Genomic DNA, 18,175 nt, shown 5'->3' with positions numbered 1-18,175 from the left:
CTCATACGGTCACGCACTTCTCGGCCGGCGTCCGGCCGTCTTCTTGGCCGCGGTCTTCTTGGCCGTCGCCTTCTTGGCCGGCTGCTTCTTCGCGGCCGGCTTCTTCTTCGGCGTGGGAAGCTCGTGCACGTCGGCCGGGCCCGCCTCCCCGGCGCGGGACGCCCTGGCCTTCTGCACCGACTCCTGCAACGCCGCCATCAGGTCGAGTACCTGGGCCGGCTGCTCCGGCGCCGGGGCTTCCGGCAGCGGTTTCTCCTCGCGTTTGGCCTCGATGATCCGCGCGATGGCCTCGGTGTACCGGTCCTGGAACTCCTCCCCTTCGAGTTTGTCGACGGTCATGGTGTCCATGAGGGCGAGCGCGCCCTCGATCTCGCCCTCGGACACCTCCACCGGCGGCGGCAGCAGCTCGGCGGGCTCGCGGATCTCGTCGGGCCAGTGCATGGCGTGCAGGACCAGGACGTCGTCGCGCACCCGCAGCAGTCCCAGCCGTTCCCGACCGGACCAGGCGTACTTCGCCACGGCCACCTTGGCCGAGCGGCTGAGCGCCTTGACGAGCAGCTTGTACGGCTTGGCCGCGACCTGTCCGGCCGGCTGGAGGTAGTAGCCCTCGGCGATCCGGATCGGATCCACCGAGTCGAGGGGCACGAACGCGTCGATCTCGATCGCCTTCGCGGTCGGCAGCGGCAGATTGCGCAGGTCCTCGTCGGTGATGGGGATGACCATGGTCTTGGTCAGCTCGTATCCCTTGCCGATCTCCTCCTGGGCGACCTCGCGGTCCTCCAGCTCGCACACCTTGCGGTAGCGGACCCGGCCCTGGTCGGGCAGGTGGTACTGGTGGAACCGGATGCTGTGATCCTCGGTGGCGCTGACCACGTTGATCGGCACCGTGACCAGACCGAAGGAGATCGCGCCGGACCAGATCGTTCGGGGCATGGCTGTCCTTCCGCAGACGCCCCGAGCACCCTCAGGCTATGGACGCCGCGGCCGGTCCGCACGTGGGGGCGGCCCGGCCCTCCCCCGGGTGAGCGATCCCCCGGGTGGGGTGCCAAGGATCTCTGCCGGCCCATCGGGCGTGCCCCGGTCACCGGCCGGGCCGTGCGCGGCTACTCCATGCCCTGTCGAAAACCATGGGCCGTTCGGCCGGCGGTCCGGTCAGTATGTCTTTCCGTGAAGCATGTACTGTGCGGGCTCGCCGTCAACCCGGCTCTGCCCTGCGAACTGGTCGGACGTCTGATCGCGGTCGCCGACCCGGACATCGCCGACGCACTCGCCGACCGCGCCGGCCTCAGCCATGACCAGGCGGTCGACCTGGCCGCGCGGTTCCCGGACAGCGCGGTGCGACTCGCGTACGAGGGTCTGCTGACCGCCGCTGACGTCGACCCCGTCACACAGCCGCGGGCCGCGCTCGCCCTGCTCGACGAGCATTCCGGCGACCCCGAGTGGGCCCGGCTCCTCGCCCGGGACGCGGACGTCGAGCGCAGGGCGAAGCTGGCCGCCTGTCCCGGCCTTCCGGACGATGTACGGGAGACCCTTGCCGTGGATTCGGACATACGCGTCGTCGCGGAACTCGCGTCGCGGACGACCGCGGAACTGGCGGCGCGTCTCGCGCGGCACCCGCATGCGGAGGTCCGCCGCGCGGTGGCGGCCAACGAGGTGACGCCACCGGAGGTGCTGGCGATGCTGGTCACGGGCGAAGGGCTCCAACCGGCGGAGCGGTGCCTGGTCTGCGACAGCGAGGAGACGCCTTACACGCACGACCGGCAGTGCCCGAGGCTCGACTGCGAGCTTCGGGCCGGCGCCTCGTGCGACGGCTCCCACGAGTCCACCGTCCATGAGACGGCCGAGTTGGCGCTCCGGAACCCCGCGACACCCGTCGAGGCTGTCCTCCGGTTCGCCGAACACCCGTCGGTGCTGCTGCGTCTTCAGCTCGCCGCCCGTCGCGACCTGCCGCCGGAGGTGGCCGCCCGGCTCGCCGTTGATCCCGCACCCGGCGTTCGTGCCGACCTCGCGGAGAACCCGGCGATCGGTGACACGCTGATGCGTGTGCTGGCCGCCGACCGTGACCACGCCGTCCGGCGTGGACTCGCCCACCATCCCCGCGTGCCGCTCGATGTCCTCTCCCGCCTGGCCGCCACCGTCAGGATCGGCCCGACTCTGCTGCCGCGTATCGCCGCCGCCACTCCGGCCGAGGTCGCGGAGCTGTCCGCGTCGTCGGATCCGAAGGTGCGGATGCTCGTGGCCGCCCGGCGCGATCTGCCGGCCGCGATCCGGGACGCGCTGGCCGCCGACCCCGACGTGAAGGTGATCAAGTCCATCGCGCGGCATCCGGGGCTCTCGGAGACCCGGCTGCGGGCCATGGTCGAGCGCCACGGTGTCCGGGTCGCGGCCGGCGTGGCGGCGAATCCGGACGCACCGGCCGCGCTGCTGGAGGACCTGGCCCGACAGGTGCCGCCGGCCCACAAGGCCCTGCGCGAGGTCGCCCGGCATCCCCGGGCGACCGGTACGGCCCTGCTCGCCTGTCTGGCGGACGCGCAGGCACGGCCCGCAGCCGCCGGCCACCCGGCGCTGCCGCCGCAGGTCATCGTCGGGCTGCTCGCCGACGACGACTGGCGAGTGGCGCAAGCGGCAGCCGCCAACCCCTCGCTCCCCGCAGCCGTGATGGCGGATCTGGTGCCGTAGGTACCGGGGCTGCGCCTGTCGAGGCCGGGGCGGGACGCCGCGTACGCGTCGGCGGCCGGCTGAGCGGGGTGGTGAGCAGGGTGGTGAGCAGGGTCCGGGCCGGGAGGGAGTGCTTGCCGGTCACGCGTGGGTGAAGGGAGCGAAAGCCTCCGGTCACGCTCGCGCCGTACGGTGGTACCGGGGCCTGCCGTTCCACTGCGGTGAGGGGCCCGCGACCGGCGTTAGAGTCGTGGTCGGGCATTGTCACCGAGGAAGGGGACCGGGGATGAGCGGGACAGTGACGGCGGTCAGCAGCAACGGCGTGTACTCGTTCACCAAGCCGAACCGGGACAGCATCACGCTGCTCGCCGGGCTCGGTGTGGAGGGCGACGTGCATGCCGGTGTGACGGTCAAGCACCGCTCCCGGGTCGCCCAGGACCCCACCCAGCCGAACCTTCGTCAGGTCCACCTCATCCATGAGGAGTTGTTCGCCGAGGTCGGTGCGGAGGGGTTCCGGGTGGCACCCGGTGACCTGGGCGAGAACATCACCACCAGCGGCATCGATCTGCTGGGCCTGCCGGTCGGCACGCTGCTGCGCATCGGCGACGAGGCGGTGCTGGAGGTGACCGGCCTGCGCAACCCGTGCCGGCAGATCGACCGCTTCCAGGACGGACTGCTGAAGCGGGTGGTCGGCCGCGACGAAGCCGGGCGCCTCGTGCTCAAGGCCGGGATCATGAGCGTCGTGAGGGAGGGCGGTGCGGTGCGTCCGGGCGACACGATCCGGGTGGAGCTTCCCAGCGAGCCGCACCGGCGCCTGGCGCGGGTCTGACCTCCCTCCCCCCGGCGGGCCGCTGCCTGGCCCGCCGTAACAGTCTTCCCCGGCCAGGAGTGGCTGCCTCCTTCGGCGGAACTCCCTTGCACGCCCGCTCTGCCGCCCGGCGCGACGTCCGCTCTGCTGCCCGGCGCGACGTGGTCCCGGCGGGGAGCCCGGTGCCTGATGCGGCGCTCCGCCGCCGCGGGGGTTGCGCCGCACCGGTGGGGTACCCGCCGCGCGAGACGTTCCCGCCGTTGTGGTGGAAGAGAGGGCTGGATGGTCATGACAACGTACGCGCGCCCCGTACCCGCTGGTGGAGATGATCGCCGGTGACCGCCCGGAAGGTGATGTGGACCGCCGGGGTGAGTCTCGCCGCCGGGGCCGCCGCCGTCGCCGTTCGGCGGGCGGCCGTGCGGTCCGGGTCGGCGACGGCCGACGACAACCGCTGGCTGACGGTCACGGTCAACTGCCAACCCGGCGACCTGGACCCCGAGAAGCTGCCGTCCCCGCTGCGGGAGCACGCCGGCCGTATCGAGACACGGATTCTTCCCGCGCCCGGTGACCGGGGCACGGAACTGGCCGTACGTCTCAGGGAACCGGGCACCGCCGCCTCCCGTTCCCTGCCCGCCCGGCTCGCCGGCGCCGACCCGCGTCAGGATCTGCGGCGCGCCCTGCGCGAGGCCAAGGCGCTGCTGGAGACGGGAGAGGTGATGCAGCCGGACACACCGTCCACCACGCACGACACTCCGGGCGGAAAACTGGTGGGACTGCTGAGCCGGCGCGCCGGCGGGGAGGGAGTGCTGTGAAGGCCCTGTGCTGGGAAGGCGTGAACAAGCTCGCCGTCGAAGACGTCCCCGACCCGGTGCTGCACAACGACCAGGACATGATCGTCCGGCTCGTCGCGGGCACCACCTGCGGATCCGACCTGCATCTCATCGGCGGCTACATCCCCTTCATGCGGGCCGGGGACGTCATCGGGCACGAGTTCCTCGGCGAGGTCGTCGAGGTCGGTCCGGGTGTCCGCAAGCACCGCGTGGGCGACCGGGTGGTCGTCGCCTCGTTCGTCGGCTGCGGCCGGTGCTGGTACTGCTCGCACGACCTGTGGTCGCTGTGCGACAACACCAACACCAATCCCGGCATCGGTCAGGCACTCTTCGGTGCCGACACCGGCGGGATCTTCGGCTACTCGCACGCCATGGGTGGTCTGCGCGGCAGCCACGCCGAGTACGTCCGCGTGCCGTTCGCCGACTACGGCGCCTTCCCCGTGCCGGAGGGTATCGACGACACGAGCGCGCTGTTCGTGTCGGACTCGGTGCCGACCGGCTGGATGGGCGCCGACCTGGGTGGGGTGCAGCCCGGTGACGTGGTCGCCGTATGGGGTTGCGGGGCTGTCGGGCAGATGGCGGCGCGGGCCGCGATCCTGCTCGGGGCGGAACGCGTGATCTCCATCGACCGCATCCCGGAGCGGCTGGCGATGACCGAGCGGCACATCGGCAGCGAGGTCATCGACTACACGGCCACCGACGTCGGCGCGGAGCTGCGCGAGCGGACCGGCGGCCGGGGCCCGGACGTGTGCATCGAGGCGGTCGGCATGGAGGCGCACAGCGACACCCTGGTGCACGCCTATGACCAGGTGAAGCAGCAGCTGCGGCTCCAGACGGACCGCCCCACCGCGGTCCGGGAGGCCATCCACGCCTGCCGCAAGGGCGGCACCGTCTTCGTGCTCGGTGTCTTCGCGGGCGCGGTCGACAAATTCCCGCTCGGTGCGGTGATCAACAAGGGCCTGACCGTACGCGGCGCCCAGCAGCACGGTCAGCGTTACATCCCGATGCTGCTCGACCGGATGGCGGCCGGGGAGCTGATCACGTCGCATCTGGCGACCCACAGCGTGCCGCTGGGCGAGGCGCCGCGGGCGTACGAGATGTTCAAGGACAAGGACGACGGCTGCGTGCGGGCCGTCATCCGGCCGTAGCGAAGAGAGCGTTGGCGGGGCGGAGGCGTGCTGACCGGGGGCGGCCCCTGTTGTCGGCGGTCCCCTTGCCTGGTCACGTTGGCAGCGGTGTTCGTCAGCAGCATCCCCGAGGGACTGTCAGGGCCGCAGGGATGGAGCAGGCCGGGCGCGGCAAAGGCCGGATCTTCGGGTGCGTCTCCGGAGTGCGTCTCCGGGATGCGTCTCCGGGGTGTGCCTTCGTAGTGTGGCGAGCGATCGCCGCAGCCGGTGCGCTGTCCGCGGTCCCCGGCTGTACCGTGGCCGGCGCTCCACCGGTGGCGGTGACGGCGCACGGGACGCGGGCCGGGGGACGGATTGCGTGCGGTATCGCCGGAAATGGGCCGTATTGTTGCGATTGACAATAGTGGCCCTCGGGCAACAATGGGACGGTGCCGGACGGATACAGCGTGGGGACGGGGTACGCCCCCGTCGGACGGGCAGCGCTCCGCGTGCCGGCAGGCGGGGCTGGCGGCTGGGCGGCCGGCGGTTCAGGCGGTCCGGCTGCCGGAGTCAGGGGCGTCGTCGTCCAAGATCTGCGTCGCCGCGGTGACGCAGAACGCCTCCAGCCCCTCCAGGAGCGCGGTCCGCTTGACCGCGGGCATATCCGCCAGCACCTTGCGCAGCTCCCTCTCCCTGCGGCCGCGCAGGTCGACGAGGAACGCGCGGCCCCGGCCGCTGAGATGCAGCCGCACCTCACGCCTGTCCTGCGCGCTCACCACCCGCTCCACGAACCCGGCGGCCACCAGCCGGTCGCACAGACGGCTGGTGGACGGCGGGGTCGACGCGAGAGACTCGGCGAGGGTGCGCAGGTTGATGCCGTCGTGGTGTTCCAGGATGTGCAGCACCCGCAACTGGGACGCGGAGGTGGGCGCGGTGGAGGCGCGGCCCCACACGACTTCCAGCAGCTCGACGGCCGTGGTGGTCACACGCGCGACCTCATCGGGCTCTGGACGGCGGCGGAAGGCAGTCACGGTCACACTCTCGCAGGCACTGGGGCGCCTGTCAGCGTACTAGGCGCACGCGCCCGCTGAAGATGATCCGGGGCGACCGTCGCAGCCCCTTCACAAGCTCGGCCGGTGTGCCGCGGCCGTACGTCGACCGGCGAAGGATGGGTGCTTTTCCTCATGGACGGATGTGTGGCCGCTGAGCGTGCTCTGCGCACGGCGGCTCCCCACGAGTTGCTCGGCGTCCTGCGCGCCGTACTGGTCGAACGGTACGGCGCGCAGGCCGTCGAGCTGTTCATGGCCGACTACGGTCTGACCGTGCTCCAGCCGGTGTCCGTGCTGCCGCACACGCTGGAGCCGGTGTCGGTGCACAACAGCCCCGCCGGACGCGCGTTCGGCTCCCGGCAGTGCTACCGCGAGGACCTCAGGGACGGGCGGGCGTGCCTGCACCTGCCGGTCAGCGTGCGCGGGGACCGGCTCGGTGTGCTGTCCGTGACCCTGGCCGCGGTTGACGCCGGCCGCCATCAGACCGAACTCTGCGAGATCGCCGAGGTGCTGGGGCGCGAGTTGCTGGTCGCCGAGCGGGACACCGATCTGTATCTCCAGGCGCGGCGCAAGGACCGGCTGACCCTGGCCGCCGAGATGCAGTGGCAGCTCCTGCCCGGCCGTTCCTGCTCGCGCGCCGAGTACGACCTGGGCGCCCAACTGGAGCCCGCCTACGGCATCTTCGGCGACAACTTCGACTGGTCCGCCACCGCCGACCACCTGATGCTGTACGTCACCAACGGCATGGGCGAGGGCATAGAAGCGTCCCTGCTGACCAACCTCGCCATCAACGCCCTGCGCAACGCCCGCCGGGCCGGCATCCCCCTCGCCGACCAGGCCGCCCTCGCCGACCAGGCCGTCTACGCCCACTACCGCGGACGCTGCCACGTGTCGGTCCTGCTGATCGACTTCGACCTGGGCACCGGCCGGGCGGAGGTGGTGGACGCGGGCTCTCCCCAACTGTGGCGGCTGCGCGACGGCGTCGTGGAACACGTCGGGTTCGAGGCCCAGTTGCCGCTGGGCATGTTCGAGGAGACCGACTACGTGACCCAGGACTTCCGGGCCGAGTCCGGCGACCGGCTGGTCTTCGTCAGCGACGGGGTGCATGCCGTGGCCTCCCCGGAAGGAGAGGCGTACGGGGAGGCCGCTCTCGCGCGGGCGATCCAGTCGACCCGGCTGCTGCCCGCGGCCGACGTGCCGCGCGCCATCCTGCGCGAGCTTGCCGGTCACCGGGGCGAGGCCATGCCGGACGACGACGCGGTGACCGTCTGCCTGGACTGGCACGGGAGGCCGGCCGGCCGGTGACCGGGCGCGCGGTTGTGACGATCGCGTGTTGTTCCCCGACAGCGCTCACGCTAATGTTTGCCATAAAGCAATAATTGTTTGATGGCTCGTCGTTCGGCCGGCCGCAGGAGCCCAGAACAGGGAGACGATGCAGGTGGCGGAGCACGAGACGGCCTCCGAGGTGGCGCAACGGCTGGGCGGCTTCCTGGAACGGCGCCGCGAGCAGATCGCCCAGCGGTGGGCGGACGCCACCCTGTTCCGTACCGTCTTCACAGTCTCCCGCGGCGAGGCGGTCGAGGCGTGCAAGGCGGTGGTGGACGCCCTGGCCGAGGTGGCCCGCACCGGGCGGCTGGAGGACATCGGGGCGTCCGGCTTCGGCACGGTGAGGGAGCAGCTCGGCCGCATGTCCGCCTCCCGGGCCCGGGCCGGGTCCACCCCGTCGCAGATCGCCGGTGAGGTCGCCGGTCTGCGCGCACCGGTGACCGCGTTGCTGGACGCCGAGTTCGCGGACCCCGGTGAGGAGCAGGCGCACGCGTGCCGGCTCGCGCTCACGGTGCTCATGGGCACGCTGCGTCTGGTGGTCCTGGAGACGACGGTCGGCGCGGCCGAGGAACTGATCGCCCGGCAGCGCCATCAGCTGCTGGAGGCGGCCACTCCGGTCATCCGGCTGTGGGACGGCGTCGTCGCCGTACCGCTGATCGGGACCCTGGACAGCGCCCGCAGCCAGATCGTCATGGAGAGCCTGCTGGAAGCGATCGTGGACCAGCGGGCCCGGTTCGCGATCCTCGACATCACCGGTGTGCCGACCGTCGACTCGGGCGTGGCCCAGCACCTGATGAGGACGGTCGCCGCGGCCCGTCTGACGGGCGCGGAGTGTGTGGTCTCCGGTATCCGTCCCGCCATCGCGCAGACCATCGTCCAGCTCGGCATCGACCTGGGGTCGATCATCACGCGGGCCGGCCTCGCCGACGCGCTGGCGTACGCGCTCGGCCGGCAGGGCCTCGTCGTCTCTCCGGCCCCGGCCGCGGGAGCGATCCCGCGGTGACCCGCTCGCCCGCCCCCCGTCCGGGTCCGGTGCCGGTACCGGCGCTGGGAGACGTCCCGCTGGTCACCCTGCAAGGACGGCCGCACGACGAGACGGCCGGACGACCGCGGTCCGGCATCGTCCATCGCATCGGGTCCGCACCGGCCCCGGTGGGCGGTTTCGTGATCGACGTCTCCGGTGTGGAGATGGTCGCCCCCTTCCTCGGCCATATCCTCGCCGAGACCGCGGGGAGCACGCGCCTGCCGGCCACGCGGACCGTGCCGGCCGGCATGCGTCCGGCCGCGGCCAACACCCTGGTCGAGCCGGGGCTCACGCTGCCCGGCCCGGTCACCGCCCTGGACGCCGGAAGGGCCCTGTCGCCGCTGAGGGACACGGTTCCGGAAGCGTTGCCCGCTCACCCGGGTCGCCCGGGTCGCCTGGCTCACCCAGTCACCCAGGTCACCCGGAAGAGGGTGCGTGATGCATGACCCCCTCTCCCCGACCGCGCGCCTGCCCATCGATTCGGACGCGGATCTCTCCCGGGTGCGCCAGCGGGTGCGTCAAGCCGCCGCCGACCTCGGTTTCCGGCTGGTCCAGCAGACGAAGCTGGTGACCGCGGCCAGCGAACTGGCCCGGAACACCCTCGTCCACGGGGGCGGCGGACACATGGAGATGACGCTGCTCGGGGACGGGGCCCGCCGGGGACTGCGGCTCTCCTTCGTCGACGCCGGCCCCGGGATACGGGACGTCGAACGGGCGATGACCGACGGGTACACCACCAATGGCGGCCTGGGCCTCGGTCTGAGCGGGGCCCGGCGGCTCGTCCGGGAGTTCGCCCTCGACACCGGCCCGGACCGGGGCACCACCGTCACCATCACCGACTGGGCTCTTTGCCTGCCCTCACCCCGTACCGGTGCGTCATGAACGCGCGAGCCGTGGCGGTCGTGGCGCCGACCGCCGGCGAGCCGGTGACCGGCCTCGCCGAACCCGCGAGCGGCGGCCACACCGGCGTCCGCACGGCCGGCCCGTCGGGCACCCTCGCGGACAGCGCACCGTGCGTACGCATCGCCTCGCCCGGCCACGGGCCGGGCCTCCCGGACGTGCCGGCGGCACGCCGGGTCCCCCGGGACGCCGGCGACGCCGTACGCCCCCCGCGCGACGACAGCAGTGTGGCCGTACTGACCCCTGACCTCCGGACGGACGTCCATGACCGCAACCCCTGATGTCTGGAAGATCGCGTCCGTCGGCGACGCGGCCCGGGCCCGCGTGGCCGTCGACCGCGTCGCCACGGACGGCGGCGCGCCGGTGCTGGACCGCGCCCGCTTGCTGACGTCCCTGACGGCACGGCTGCGCCGCTGCCTCGACCAGGGCGGCACGTGGGAACTCCGGCTCCACGCCCGGCAGAGCACGGCCGGCCGGGAAGGCCGGCTCGAGGTCTCGCTGCGGCGGGCCGGCTCACCGGTGCCGGGCCCGGACGACGAGCCGGCCCTCGTCTGCCCCCTGCCGCACCGGCCCGCCCCGGACGGCCCGGCCGACGACACGACGCTGCCCGAGGCCCTGCTGCGCGCCGACGAGAACACCGCGGCCGTACTGGACGTCCTGGACGAACGGGAACGCCTCGTCCGGCTGCACCTGGAGGAGCTGCACCAGACCAACCAGGGCGTCCTGGCGCTGCACTCCGACCTGGAGGCCGCGGCGCTGGCCCAGCGCGAACTCCTCGAGGCCGAGCGGACCGCGCGCGCCGAGGCCGAGCGGGCCCGGCGGCTGCTGACCTTCCTCGGGGACGCCAGCGCCGCCATCACGGCGTCGCTGAGCCATACGGCCATCCTGCGCCGCCTCTCCGACATGCTGGTCCCGGGGTACGCGGAGCACCTCGACGTATGGCTCTTCGACGAGGAGGACGGGGAGCAGCAGGAGTACGGCGCGGACGCGCACCGCGTGCGGGAGCGTCCGGACGCCGCGGTCGCCGCCGCCCGTACCGGCCGTCCCCAGCACGCCGCCGCCCACCCCGGGAGGCTGCCCGGCACCGGGGACCTTCCGCCGTCCGCCCCGTCCCCGCAGCGCCCGGTGCTGGCCATCCCCCTGGTGGCGCACCGTCAGCTGGGGGTCCTCACCCTCACCGCGCCCGGGCCGCGCTTCGACGCGGACACCACGGTGATGCTGGTCGAACTCGCCCGCCGGGTCGGTGTCGCCCTGGACAACGCGCGCCGCTACGAGCAGTACCGCGACACCGCCGAGACCCTGCAACACGCTCAGCTGACCGACCTGCCCACCGTGTCCGGTCTGCTCCTGGCCGCGCGCTACCTGCCCGCCACCCGGGGTCTGAACATCGGCGGCGACTGGTACGACGCCTTCCTCCAGCCGGACGGCAGCCTGCTGGCCGTCATAGGCGACGTCACCGGGCACGGTCTGCACGCCGCCGTGGTCATGGGCCAGTTGCGTACGGCGCTACGGGCGTACGCCGTCGAGAACGACAGCCCCGGCGACATCCTCACGCACCTGCACCGCATGCTCCGGCACCTGCAGCCGGAGCTGTACGCCACCGCCATGATCGCCCGTTTCCGGCCGGGTGAGCCGGAGGTGGTCTGGGCGTCGGCCGGTCACCCGCCCGCCGTGGTGCGCGACGCCGACGGCACCGTACGCGTGCTGAACGCCAAGCCCGGTGTGATGCTGGGTATCCCCGTGCCCTACGCGTACGCGGACCACCGGGCGGACCTGCCCGCGGGCTCGTCCCTGGTGCTGTACACCGACGGCCTGGTCGAACGCCGGGCACAGGGCATCGACCCCGGCATCGAGCGGCTCGGCCGGGCGCTGGGCGCGCTGAGCACGGCCGAGCTGGAACAGGATCTGGACGCCGTGGCCGACGCGCTGCTCAAGCCCCTGCTGCACGACTCAGAACGCGACGACGACGTCTGCGTGCTGATGTGCCACACCATGTCACCGTCCGGACGGGAAGAGGCGGACCGGCGTCCGTCGCCCACCCGGCGTCCTGGAGGCGGACGCTCTCGGGGTAGCGTGGAGGACACGAGGCGAGAGGGTGGATGCAGTGAAAGCTTCTGAACCGCTCCCGTCGGCGGAGGCCCTTCTGCGCGCGGCCGCGCCCCACGCGCTGGTCGCCACGGCCCGCCGCATCCTCGCCGAGGGTGTCGGAGCGCAGGAGGTGACCCTCCTGCTCGCCGACTACGGCCTGACGGTTCTGCAACCGGTGTCCCACCTGCCGCACACCGGCACCCCGGTCTCCGCCCACGACGGTCCCGCCGGCAGCGCCTTCCTCACCCAGAACCCGGTGATCGAGGTCCTCCAGGAGCCGGCCGGCCATCTGGTGCATCTGCCCATCACGGTGCGCGGCGACCGTCTGGGCGTGCTCTCCGTGCGCCTGCCGGCGGGGGCCGCCGGCCCGGACACCGTGCTCCAGCTCGGCGGTTTCGCCACGGCGCTGGGGCATGAGGTCACCACCGCCGGCCGCGACACCGACCTCTATCTCCAGGCGCGTCGCACCCGCCGTCTCACCCTCGCCGCGGAGATGCAGTGGCAGCTGCTGCCCGGCCGGGGCTGCGCCCGCGACGAGTACGTCATCGGCGCCCATCTCGAGCCCGCCTACGCGATCGGCGGGGACAACTTCGACTGGTCGACCACCGCAGACCGCCTCGTCCTCACCGTCACCGACGGCATGGGGCAGGGCATCGACGCCTCGCTGCTCACCAGCCTCACCGTGGGTGCGCTGCGCAACGCCCGCCGCGCCGGCATCGGCCTGGCCGACCAGGCGTCCCTCGCCGACCAGGCCGTCTACGCCCAGTACGGCGGCAAGATGTACGCCTCCACCCTGCTGCTGGCGTTCGACCTGGCCACCGGCGCGGCACGCGCGGTGGACGCGGGCTCGCCCCAGCTGTTCCGCCAGCGCGACGGCCACACCGAGCGGATCGAGCTGGAGGCGCAGATGCCGCTGGGGATGTTCGAGGAGACGGTCTACGAGGAGCAGAGCTTTCAGGTCGAGCCCGGCGACCGGCTCCTCGTGGTCAGCAGCGGTGTGCACGGGACCCGGTCCGCCGGCGGCGATCTCTTCGGCGAACAGGCCCTGCGCCTGATCCTCGGCGCCACCCGCCCCGCACCGCCGCACGAGACGGCCCGCGCGGTCGTCGCCGGGCTGATCGAGCACCACGGCAGCAAGGAGCTGATGTCCGACGCCGCCGTGGTCTGCCTCGACTGGCACGGCCCGCCGGCCTGACGCCGAGCGGCAGCGTGGGCCGGCGTGCGGCGCTTCAGGGTCCGGGGCCGTCGGTCCCCCGGCCGGGGCCGGCCTGAGCGGCCAGGAACGCCCGCATCCCCCGGCTCAGCGCGTCCCGCTCGCCGGGTGTCATGGCCGCGAGGACCGCGGCGAGCGCCTGTGACCTGCGGGCGGCCACTTCACCGAGGACGTGCCGACCGGGACCGGTGAGGACCAGCCGCACCTCCCGCCGCCTGTGCGGATGCAGCAGACGTTCGAGGAGACCGGCCGCCTCCAGCCGGTCGCACAGCCGGCTGGCGGTCGGCGGCCCTATCTCCATCCCCTCGGCCAGAGCGGTGAGATTGAGCCCCGGCTGTGACTCCAGGATCCGAAGGGCCCGCAGCTGGTGGGGTGACAGCCGCAGGCTCGCGCCCTGGGCGGCCACCGACCACAGGTTCGCCAGACCGTCCGCGGCATCGGCGATCTCCCGCGCGACGGACAGAGGGTCGTCGTCCCCCGGTCCGCCCGGCCGGTCGTCTCCCGAGCCACTGAGACGAGTCACGAACACATCGCTTTCAGTAATAGCCTGCCCATACGGATACCACCCTCATTCAAACGCGGTTACCCGACGAGCCGCCGGGCAAGCACCGCCGGCCGGGCCATCGTATGAGCTGAGGTGACCGGAACAGTTCATTCCCGGCCGACAACTATTGTCTGAGGGAAACTTCTCCGTCCGTGCCCGTCCGTGCCCGTCCGTGCCCGGGCAGGAGGCGGGCCGACTCCGTCCGGCAGCCCCGACGAGGCCGGGCGCCGGGCCCGGAGGTCACAGGAACCGGCGGACCGGGGTAACGGCGGCCTCCTTGACACGCTGGAGGACCGCGCGCCGTCTCCACCGGGCGAGGTCGATGGCCACACTCTGCCGCAGGTCCTCGTCGTAGTCGCGGTCGAGTTCGGCGGTGAACGTCTCGTCCAGGACGGCGAGCATGACCTCTTCGTCGTGGTCCATGGACCTGCGGTTGAAGTTGGTGGAACCGATGAGGGCGGCGACCGAGTCCACCGTGATGATCTTGGCGTGCATCATGGTCGGCCGGTACTGCCGGATGTGCACGCCGGCCTGGAGGAGTCGGGTGTAGTGGTGCTGGCCGGCGAGCTGGCAGGCGCGCTGGTCGGTGTGCGGGCCGGGGAGCAGGATCTCCACGCGCACACCGCGCCGGGCGGTCTGGCACAGGAGGTCGATGAAGTAGGTGTCGGGGGCGAAGTAGGCGGTGGCGAGGCGGAAGCGCTCCTCGGCCGAGGTGAGCATGACCCGGATCAGGGTCTGCATGTCCTGCCAGCCGATGCTCGCCGAGCCGCGCACGACCTGCACGACCGACGAGCCGGCCTGACGGTGCTCGGTGAAGCGGTCGCGGTCGTCGAAGAGTTCGTCGTGGCACTCGGCCCAGTTCTGCGCGAACGCCGCCGCGATGCCGTCCACGGCCGGACCGCGCACCTGGACGTGGGTGTCGCGCCACTCACCCGGCCCGCGGGCGTCGCCGCACCACTCCTCCGCGATGCCGACACCGCCGGTGAACGCGGTGTCCTCGTCGACGATCAGGGCCTTGCGGTGACAGCGGTGGTTCTGCTTGAACGGCGACAGCCAGACGGGCCTGCGGAACCAGGCCACCTGAACGCCTGCCTCGTCCATGAGGTCGAGCAGGTCCCGCTCGATCTCCTTGGCACCGAAGCCGTCGAGCAGCAGGCGCACCCGTATCCCCTCGCGGGCGCGCTCGGCGAGGGCGGTCGCGAAATCACGGGCGATCTGGCCGCGCCAGTACACGAACGTCATCATGTCGATCGTGTGCCGGGCCGACCGGATCGCCCCCAGCATCGCGGGGAAGATCTGATCGCCGTTGCGCAGCGGAAAAAGTTCGTTGCCCTCGGTGGCGGCGATGCCGATCAGCCGTTCCAGACGGCGGCGCAGGCGCTGCTTGCGGGCAGCCGCGTCGGACGCGGTGCCACGGGCGGGAGCTGCCGGTATGCCGTCGAGGATCACGCAGGTACTCCGTAGGGCCGGGGGTGCGGATGGGTGCGGGCTTCGCCGGACGAGCCCGCAGAAGCACATGCCCGGCGGTCCGTGTCTCACTCCCCCTGCCCGGGGACGCACCGCCCGGGACGGGGGACGACCGCAGGTCTACCCGATCGGGCGATGAGTCCGATGGCCGGCGCGTGACGCGCGCCGACTAGGATCTGTCCCCGTGGCAGACGTCCCCGATGAGCTGGTCAGGCTGGAACGATGCGCCCAGGAGGAACGGGCCGCGCTCGCCGGCCTCACCGGTGACGAGTACGAGGCGCAGTGGCGTCGCTGGCGGGCGGCGTCCGAGGCGGCGCGGGCGGCCGTCACCCGGCGCGCCGAGGCCACGGGGGCCGACGAGCACGAGGTGGAACAGGCCGTGCAGAAGGCTGTCCGGCAGGGCCAGGAGGACCCGGCCGTCGAGTAGGGGGCCGACGGGCGGGCCGCGCCCGGCGTCCTCCCCCACCCCACCGCGCCGCTCGGCTGATGGTGACGACGCGCGCCCAGGGTGGCGGGGTGTCCGGGACGTACTCGGCGTTCTCCTCGTCCACAGCACGCGCGAGGCGGGTGAAGAGGCCGACGACGGTGCGGCAGGACGGTTGCTCGGACCGCCACGGCGTCAGACCGTCCGTGAGGGCGACGATCACCCCCGGGCGGGGCCGGGAGCGCAGCGCCCGGGCGAAACCGGAGCGCAGGTCCGTCCCCCCGCCGCGGCTCAGTTCGATGTCCTCGGCGCGGCACAGGGGGACCGCGACCCCGGCCGCCGCGTCGCAGGAGATCACCGGGACCGGGTCGCGCCGCCCGCCCACCGCCCGCGCGATCGCCGCCACCTCCAGCGGCGCGCCGCCCGGTTCGGCGTCGCTCACCGAGCCGGAGGTGTCGATGACGGCACGGACCCGGGGCCGTGTGCGGCGCAGGCCCGGCAGCAGCACCCCGGGGACCCCGGCCGAACGCCGCGACGGGCGACGGTAGCTGTGAATCTCGCCGGCCCCCGGCGCGTCCGCCGCCGAGCGGACCGCCGCGCCCAGCAGCTGCGGCCACGGCTGCGGCGGGTGGAACGCCTCGTCCGCCCACCGGCGCCGTCCCTGCGGCGCGTCACCCGGCCGGGCCCTGATCCCCTCGGCGACCCGGAAGCGGACCGCGTCCCGCTGCTGCCCGCTCAGGCCGCGAGCCCCGTCGGGCCCCAGCTCCCAGGGCCGTACCTGTCCGTCGGCACCGCTGCCGCAGTCCAGCGCCGCGCACCGCCGCGCGAGTTCGCCGCTCCGGCCGGCGTCCCGTAGGTGCCGGTGCGGGTCGAGCCGGAAACGGCGGTCGGGATGCGGGTGCGGGTGGTGTCCCGAGGGGCCGGTTCCCTCCCACAATGCGGCAACAGGCCAGGGAGAGGGTGAGGCCGGTCTGAGCCGGCCGTCGGGCGGGATCCGGGGCATGCGCCGGCGCGGCAGGTCCGGCGCCAGCCGGCGCAGGTTCCGCACGGAGGTGGGTGGCGGCGTCGGTGCCGTGGCGGTCGCGCACGGCGCGCGGATCATCGTCAGGATCCCAGCCACGCGTCCGAGGCCGTGTCCCCCCTTTTTCGCGGCGCCCGACGCGGCCCTCTCACACCGGACTCAGTGGGTGGGCCGCCGTGGCGGACCGTGGCGGCCATGCCTGGGGGGAGAGGATGCCGAGCACGTAGGCGCGGGCGACCAGGGCGGGGCGGGTGGGGGCGTCCAGCAGGTCGCGCAACCGGCTCAGGTGGTAGTCGACCGTCTGCCGGGAGAGGTGCAGCGTTCCCGCGATGTCCGCGTTGCTGTGCCCGGCGGCCAGCAGGGCGAGGATGCGTACCTGGCTGGGAGTCAGTGACGGCTGGGGCTCGTGGCGCAGGCCGACGTGGGTGATGACGGCCCAGATACTGGGCACGCGTTCCGCGGCGTGGCACACGGCGTTCAGGTGGACCCGCACGCGGCGCTGCCGGCTGTCTCCGTCGACGAGCACCGCGGAGGTCCGGGCGCTTCTGCGCCGGCCGCCGACGAGGTCGTGCCAGATCCGGTGCACCGCGGTGCGTTCGGGTGTCCTCGCCAGCAGGGTGTCGGCCGGCAGCCCTATGAGGTCGGAGAGGCGGACGCGCAGGAGTTCGGCGACCGCGGTACCGGCCTCCCCCACCAGTCCGTCGGTGGACAGTCGGACGCACAGGAGGCCGCTGTGGTCGCGCAGGGCCCTCAGGTCCTCCTCCGCCCGGCGCCGCTGGGCCAGCGCCCGGGTGTAGTCGGTGACGTCGACGTAGATGCCCGCCACACAGCGGCGGCCGCCCCAGCGGACGGGGAAGCGGTACCCGGCGGCCTGCCCGGACGTTCCGTCGGGGCGCCGGTAGGTGAGGGTGTGCCGTACGGGCCGGCCCTCGGCGAGCACTGCCCGGTCCAGGGTGAGGAACCGGGTGACGTCGTCCGGTTCGTCGACCTCGGCGAGATGGCGGCCGATCACGGCGTCGCGCGTGGTGCGGTACAGGTGGGCGTACGCGTGGTTGGCCCACAGGTAGCGGCCGGTGGCGTCGCGCACGAAGGCCGCGGCCGGGGTGAGGTCGGCGAACGCGGCGTACGGGTTGTCCTCCGGCCGGCCACCCACCTCGACGGCCGCTCCCCTGCCGCCGTCGCGGCCCGCGCCGTCGCGGCGGGCCGGCCAGTTGACGTGGAATGTACGGCCCTCGAAGCGCACCCGGTAGGGCGCGTCCGGGAGGCCGGACGGCCCACCGCGGTCGGCGCGGAGGGCTTCGAGGAAGCGTCGCGCGGCCCCGTCGTCGTCGAACGCGCCACCCCCGCTGTCGACCACTCCCAGCCCGTCGTCGGCCTCCCACCAGGACACCGGAAGGGGCGCGAGCAGCGTCTTGAAATCGGCCTCGTCCACGGCCCAACTCCTTCAATGGTCCACCACATCACGTTGAGTGACACAGCATGCGTATCCCGTGGCGGAGCAGACATGCGGACCGGGCGGAGGCCGCGCACGTGCGCACCGGCCGGGCACTAGCGCATCACGCGGTCTTCACATGCCGACAACCAGCCGCACCAGTAAGGCATTTGCCTGAACGCTTCGCCTGTCTGCGCGCAGTCGGGGGCAGTTGGGGCTGGTTCGCTTGAAGTAGACGGCGCGGCAGCCGGCTTCACACCGGCGCGGCGTTTCGCCGGCCGCCGT

General features: G+C 73.0%; 17 protein-coding genes and 1 pseudogene. 12 read left to right on the top strand and 6 right to left on the bottom strand.

The genetic code is table 11. The features are described 5' to 3' along the window. Positions 1–9: 9 nt before the first annotated feature. Positions 10–933, bottom strand: coding sequence for a Ku protein (locus tag ABZ117_RS27460; RefSeq protein ID WP_356824479.1), 924 nt, complete (start codon positions 931–933; stop codon positions 10–12). Positions 934–1,167: 234 nt separating this feature from the next. On the opposite strand from ABZ117_RS27460, the gene ABZ117_RS27455 reads away from it, so the two are divergent. The 4 genes from ABZ117_RS27455 (at position 1,168) to ABZ117_RS27440 (ending at position 5,444) form a co-directional block, all read left to right on the top strand. After that, entirely contained in the window at positions 1,168–2,679 is a 1,512-nt protein-coding gene (locus ABZ117_RS27455) for a hypothetical protein (RefSeq protein ID WP_356824478.1), read from the top strand. Between the two features lie 265 nt (positions 2,680–2,944). Next, positions 2,945–3,487, top strand: a complete 543-nt coding sequence (locus ABZ117_RS27450; RefSeq protein ID WP_356824477.1) for an MOSC domain-containing protein — start codon at positions 2,945–2,947, stop codon at positions 3,485–3,487. A 314-nt stretch (positions 3,488–3,801) separates the two neighbouring features. Continuing rightward, a complete protein-coding gene (locus ABZ117_RS27445) occupies positions 3,802–4,278 on the top strand; it encodes a hypothetical protein (RefSeq protein WP_356824476.1) in 477 nt (158 codons plus the stop codon). Further along, positions 4,275–5,444 (top strand): zinc-dependent alcohol dehydrogenase, encoded by a 1,170-nt coding sequence (locus ABZ117_RS27440; protein ID WP_356824475.1) that lies wholly within the window; start codon positions 4,275–4,277, stop codon positions 5,442–5,444. The genes ABZ117_RS27445 and ABZ117_RS27440 overlap by 4 nt, the downstream gene beginning before the upstream one ends. 506 nt (positions 5,445–5,950) lie before the next feature. Here the strand turns inward: ABZ117_RS27440 and ABZ117_RS27435 are convergent. After that, on the bottom strand, positions 5,951–6,388 hold the full coding sequence (locus ABZ117_RS27435; protein WP_356824474.1) for a MarR family transcriptional regulator: 438 nt from the start codon (positions 6,386–6,388) through the stop codon (positions 5,951–5,953). 198 nt (positions 6,389–6,586) lie between these two features. On the opposite strand from ABZ117_RS27435, the gene ABZ117_RS27430 reads away from it, so the two are divergent. The 7 genes from ABZ117_RS27430 to ABZ117_RS27400 all read left to right on the top strand — a co-directional run bounded on the left by ABZ117_RS27430 (position 6,587) and on the right by ABZ117_RS27400 (position 12,984). Continuing rightward, positions 6,587–7,756, top strand: a complete 1,170-nt coding sequence (locus ABZ117_RS27430) for a PP2C family protein-serine/threonine phosphatase (protein WP_356824473.1) — start codon at positions 6,587–6,589, stop codon at positions 7,754–7,756. A gap of 127 nt (positions 7,757–7,883) precedes the next feature. Beyond that, complete coding sequence (locus ABZ117_RS27425) at positions 7,884–8,780, top strand: STAS domain-containing protein (RefSeq protein WP_356824472.1); 897 nt, start codon at positions 7,884–7,886, stop codon at positions 8,778–8,780. 161 nt (positions 8,781–8,941) lie between these two features. Further along, positions 8,942–9,247, top strand: a complete 306-nt coding sequence (locus ABZ117_RS27420) for a hypothetical protein (protein ID WP_356824471.1) — start codon at positions 8,942–8,944, stop codon at positions 9,245–9,247. After that, on the top strand, positions 9,240–9,683 hold the full coding sequence (locus ABZ117_RS27415) for an anti-sigma regulatory factor (protein ID WP_356824470.1): 444 nt from the start codon (positions 9,240–9,242) through the stop codon (positions 9,681–9,683). Before ABZ117_RS27420 ends, ABZ117_RS27415 begins: the two co-directional genes overlap by 8 nt. Continuing rightward, on the top strand, positions 9,680–9,982 hold the full coding sequence (locus tag ABZ117_RS27410; RefSeq protein ID WP_356824469.1) for a hypothetical protein: 303 nt from the start codon (positions 9,680–9,682) through the stop codon (positions 9,980–9,982). The genes ABZ117_RS27415 and ABZ117_RS27410 overlap by 4 nt, the downstream gene beginning before the upstream one ends. Then, positions 9,966–11,819, top strand: a complete 1,854-nt coding sequence (locus ABZ117_RS27405; protein ID WP_356824468.1) for a SpoIIE family protein phosphatase — start codon at positions 9,966–9,968, stop codon at positions 11,817–11,819. The genes ABZ117_RS27410 and ABZ117_RS27405 overlap by 17 nt, the downstream gene beginning before the upstream one ends. After that, the gene (locus tag ABZ117_RS27400) at positions 11,797–12,984 is read left to right on the top strand and encodes a PP2C family protein-serine/threonine phosphatase (RefSeq protein WP_356824467.1); all 1,188 of its coding nucleotides are present in this window, start codon (positions 11,797–11,799) and stop codon (positions 12,982–12,984) included. Before ABZ117_RS27405 ends, ABZ117_RS27400 begins: the two co-directional genes overlap by 23 nt. 34 nt (positions 12,985–13,018) lie before the next feature. Here the strand turns inward: ABZ117_RS27400 and ABZ117_RS27395 are convergent, their stop codons facing one another. After that, positions 13,019–13,525 carry a MarR family transcriptional regulator gene (locus ABZ117_RS27395; RefSeq protein ID WP_356824466.1) on the bottom strand — a complete coding sequence of 169 codons (507 nt, stop codon included), beginning with the start codon at positions 13,523–13,525 and terminating at the stop codon, positions 13,019–13,021. A 261-nt stretch (positions 13,526–13,786) separates the two neighbouring features. Beyond that, the gene (locus ABZ117_RS27390; protein ID WP_356824465.1) at positions 13,787–14,995 is read right to left on the bottom strand and encodes a phospholipase D-like domain-containing protein; all 1,209 of its coding nucleotides are present in this window, start codon (positions 14,993–14,995) and stop codon (positions 13,787–13,789) included. 202 nt (positions 14,996–15,197) lie between these two features. Between ABZ117_RS27390 and ABZ117_RS27385 the strand changes: the two genes are divergently transcribed. After that, complete coding sequence (locus ABZ117_RS27385) at positions 15,198–15,440, top strand: hypothetical protein (protein WP_356824464.1); 243 nt, start codon at positions 15,198–15,200, stop codon at positions 15,438–15,440. Here ABZ117_RS27385 and ABZ117_RS27380 read toward each other — a convergent pair. Both ABZ117_RS27380 and ABZ117_RS27375 read right to left on the bottom strand, forming a co-directional pair. Beyond that, positions 15,340–16,296: pseudogene (locus ABZ117_RS27380) on the bottom strand (VWA-like domain-containing protein); the annotation flags it as partial. The gene ABZ117_RS27385 and the pseudogene ABZ117_RS27380 sit on opposite strands and share 101 nt — an antisense overlap. Before the next feature lie 310 nt (positions 16,297–16,606). Then, positions 16,607–17,890: a PAS domain-containing protein gene (locus tag ABZ117_RS27375; protein ID WP_356824463.1), complete on the bottom strand. Its 1,284-nt coding sequence runs from the start codon at positions 17,888–17,890 to the stop codon at positions 16,607–16,609. Positions 17,891–18,175 lie beyond the last annotated feature (285 nt).

It is taken from the genome of Streptomyces sp. NPDC006309 (genome assembly GCF_040613095.1).
In the GTDB taxonomy this organism is placed as follows: Bacteria; Actinomycetota; Actinomycetes; order Streptomycetales; family Streptomycetaceae; genus Streptomyces.
This window is presented reverse-complemented; position numbering and strand designations above follow the sequence as displayed.

Coding starts and splice junctions, on each gene's coding strand:
- ABZ117_RS27460 (WP_356824479.1), bottom strand. CDS start 933: ATGCCCCGAACGATCTGGTCCGGCGCGATCTCCTTCGGTCTGGTCACG.
- ABZ117_RS27450 (WP_356824477.1), top strand. CDS start 2,945: ATGAGCGGGACAGTGACGGCGGTCAGCAGCAACGGCGTGTACTCGTTC.
- ABZ117_RS27430 (WP_356824473.1), top strand. CDS start 6,587: ATGGACGGATGTGTGGCCGCTGAGCGTGCTCTGCGCACGGCGGCTCCC.
- ABZ117_RS27425 (WP_356824472.1), top strand. CDS start 7,884: ATGCAGGTGGCGGAGCACGAGACGGCCTCCGAGGTGGCGCAACGGCTG.
- ABZ117_RS27415 (WP_356824470.1), top strand. CDS start 9,240: ATGCATGACCCCCTCTCCCCGACCGCGCGCCTGCCCATCGATTCGGAC.
- ABZ117_RS27410 (WP_356824469.1), top strand. CDS start 9,680: ATGAACGCGCGAGCCGTGGCGGTCGTGGCGCCGACCGCCGGCGAGCCG.
- ABZ117_RS27405 (WP_356824468.1), top strand. CDS start 9,966: ATGACCGCAACCCCTGATGTCTGGAAGATCGCGTCCGTCGGCGACGCG.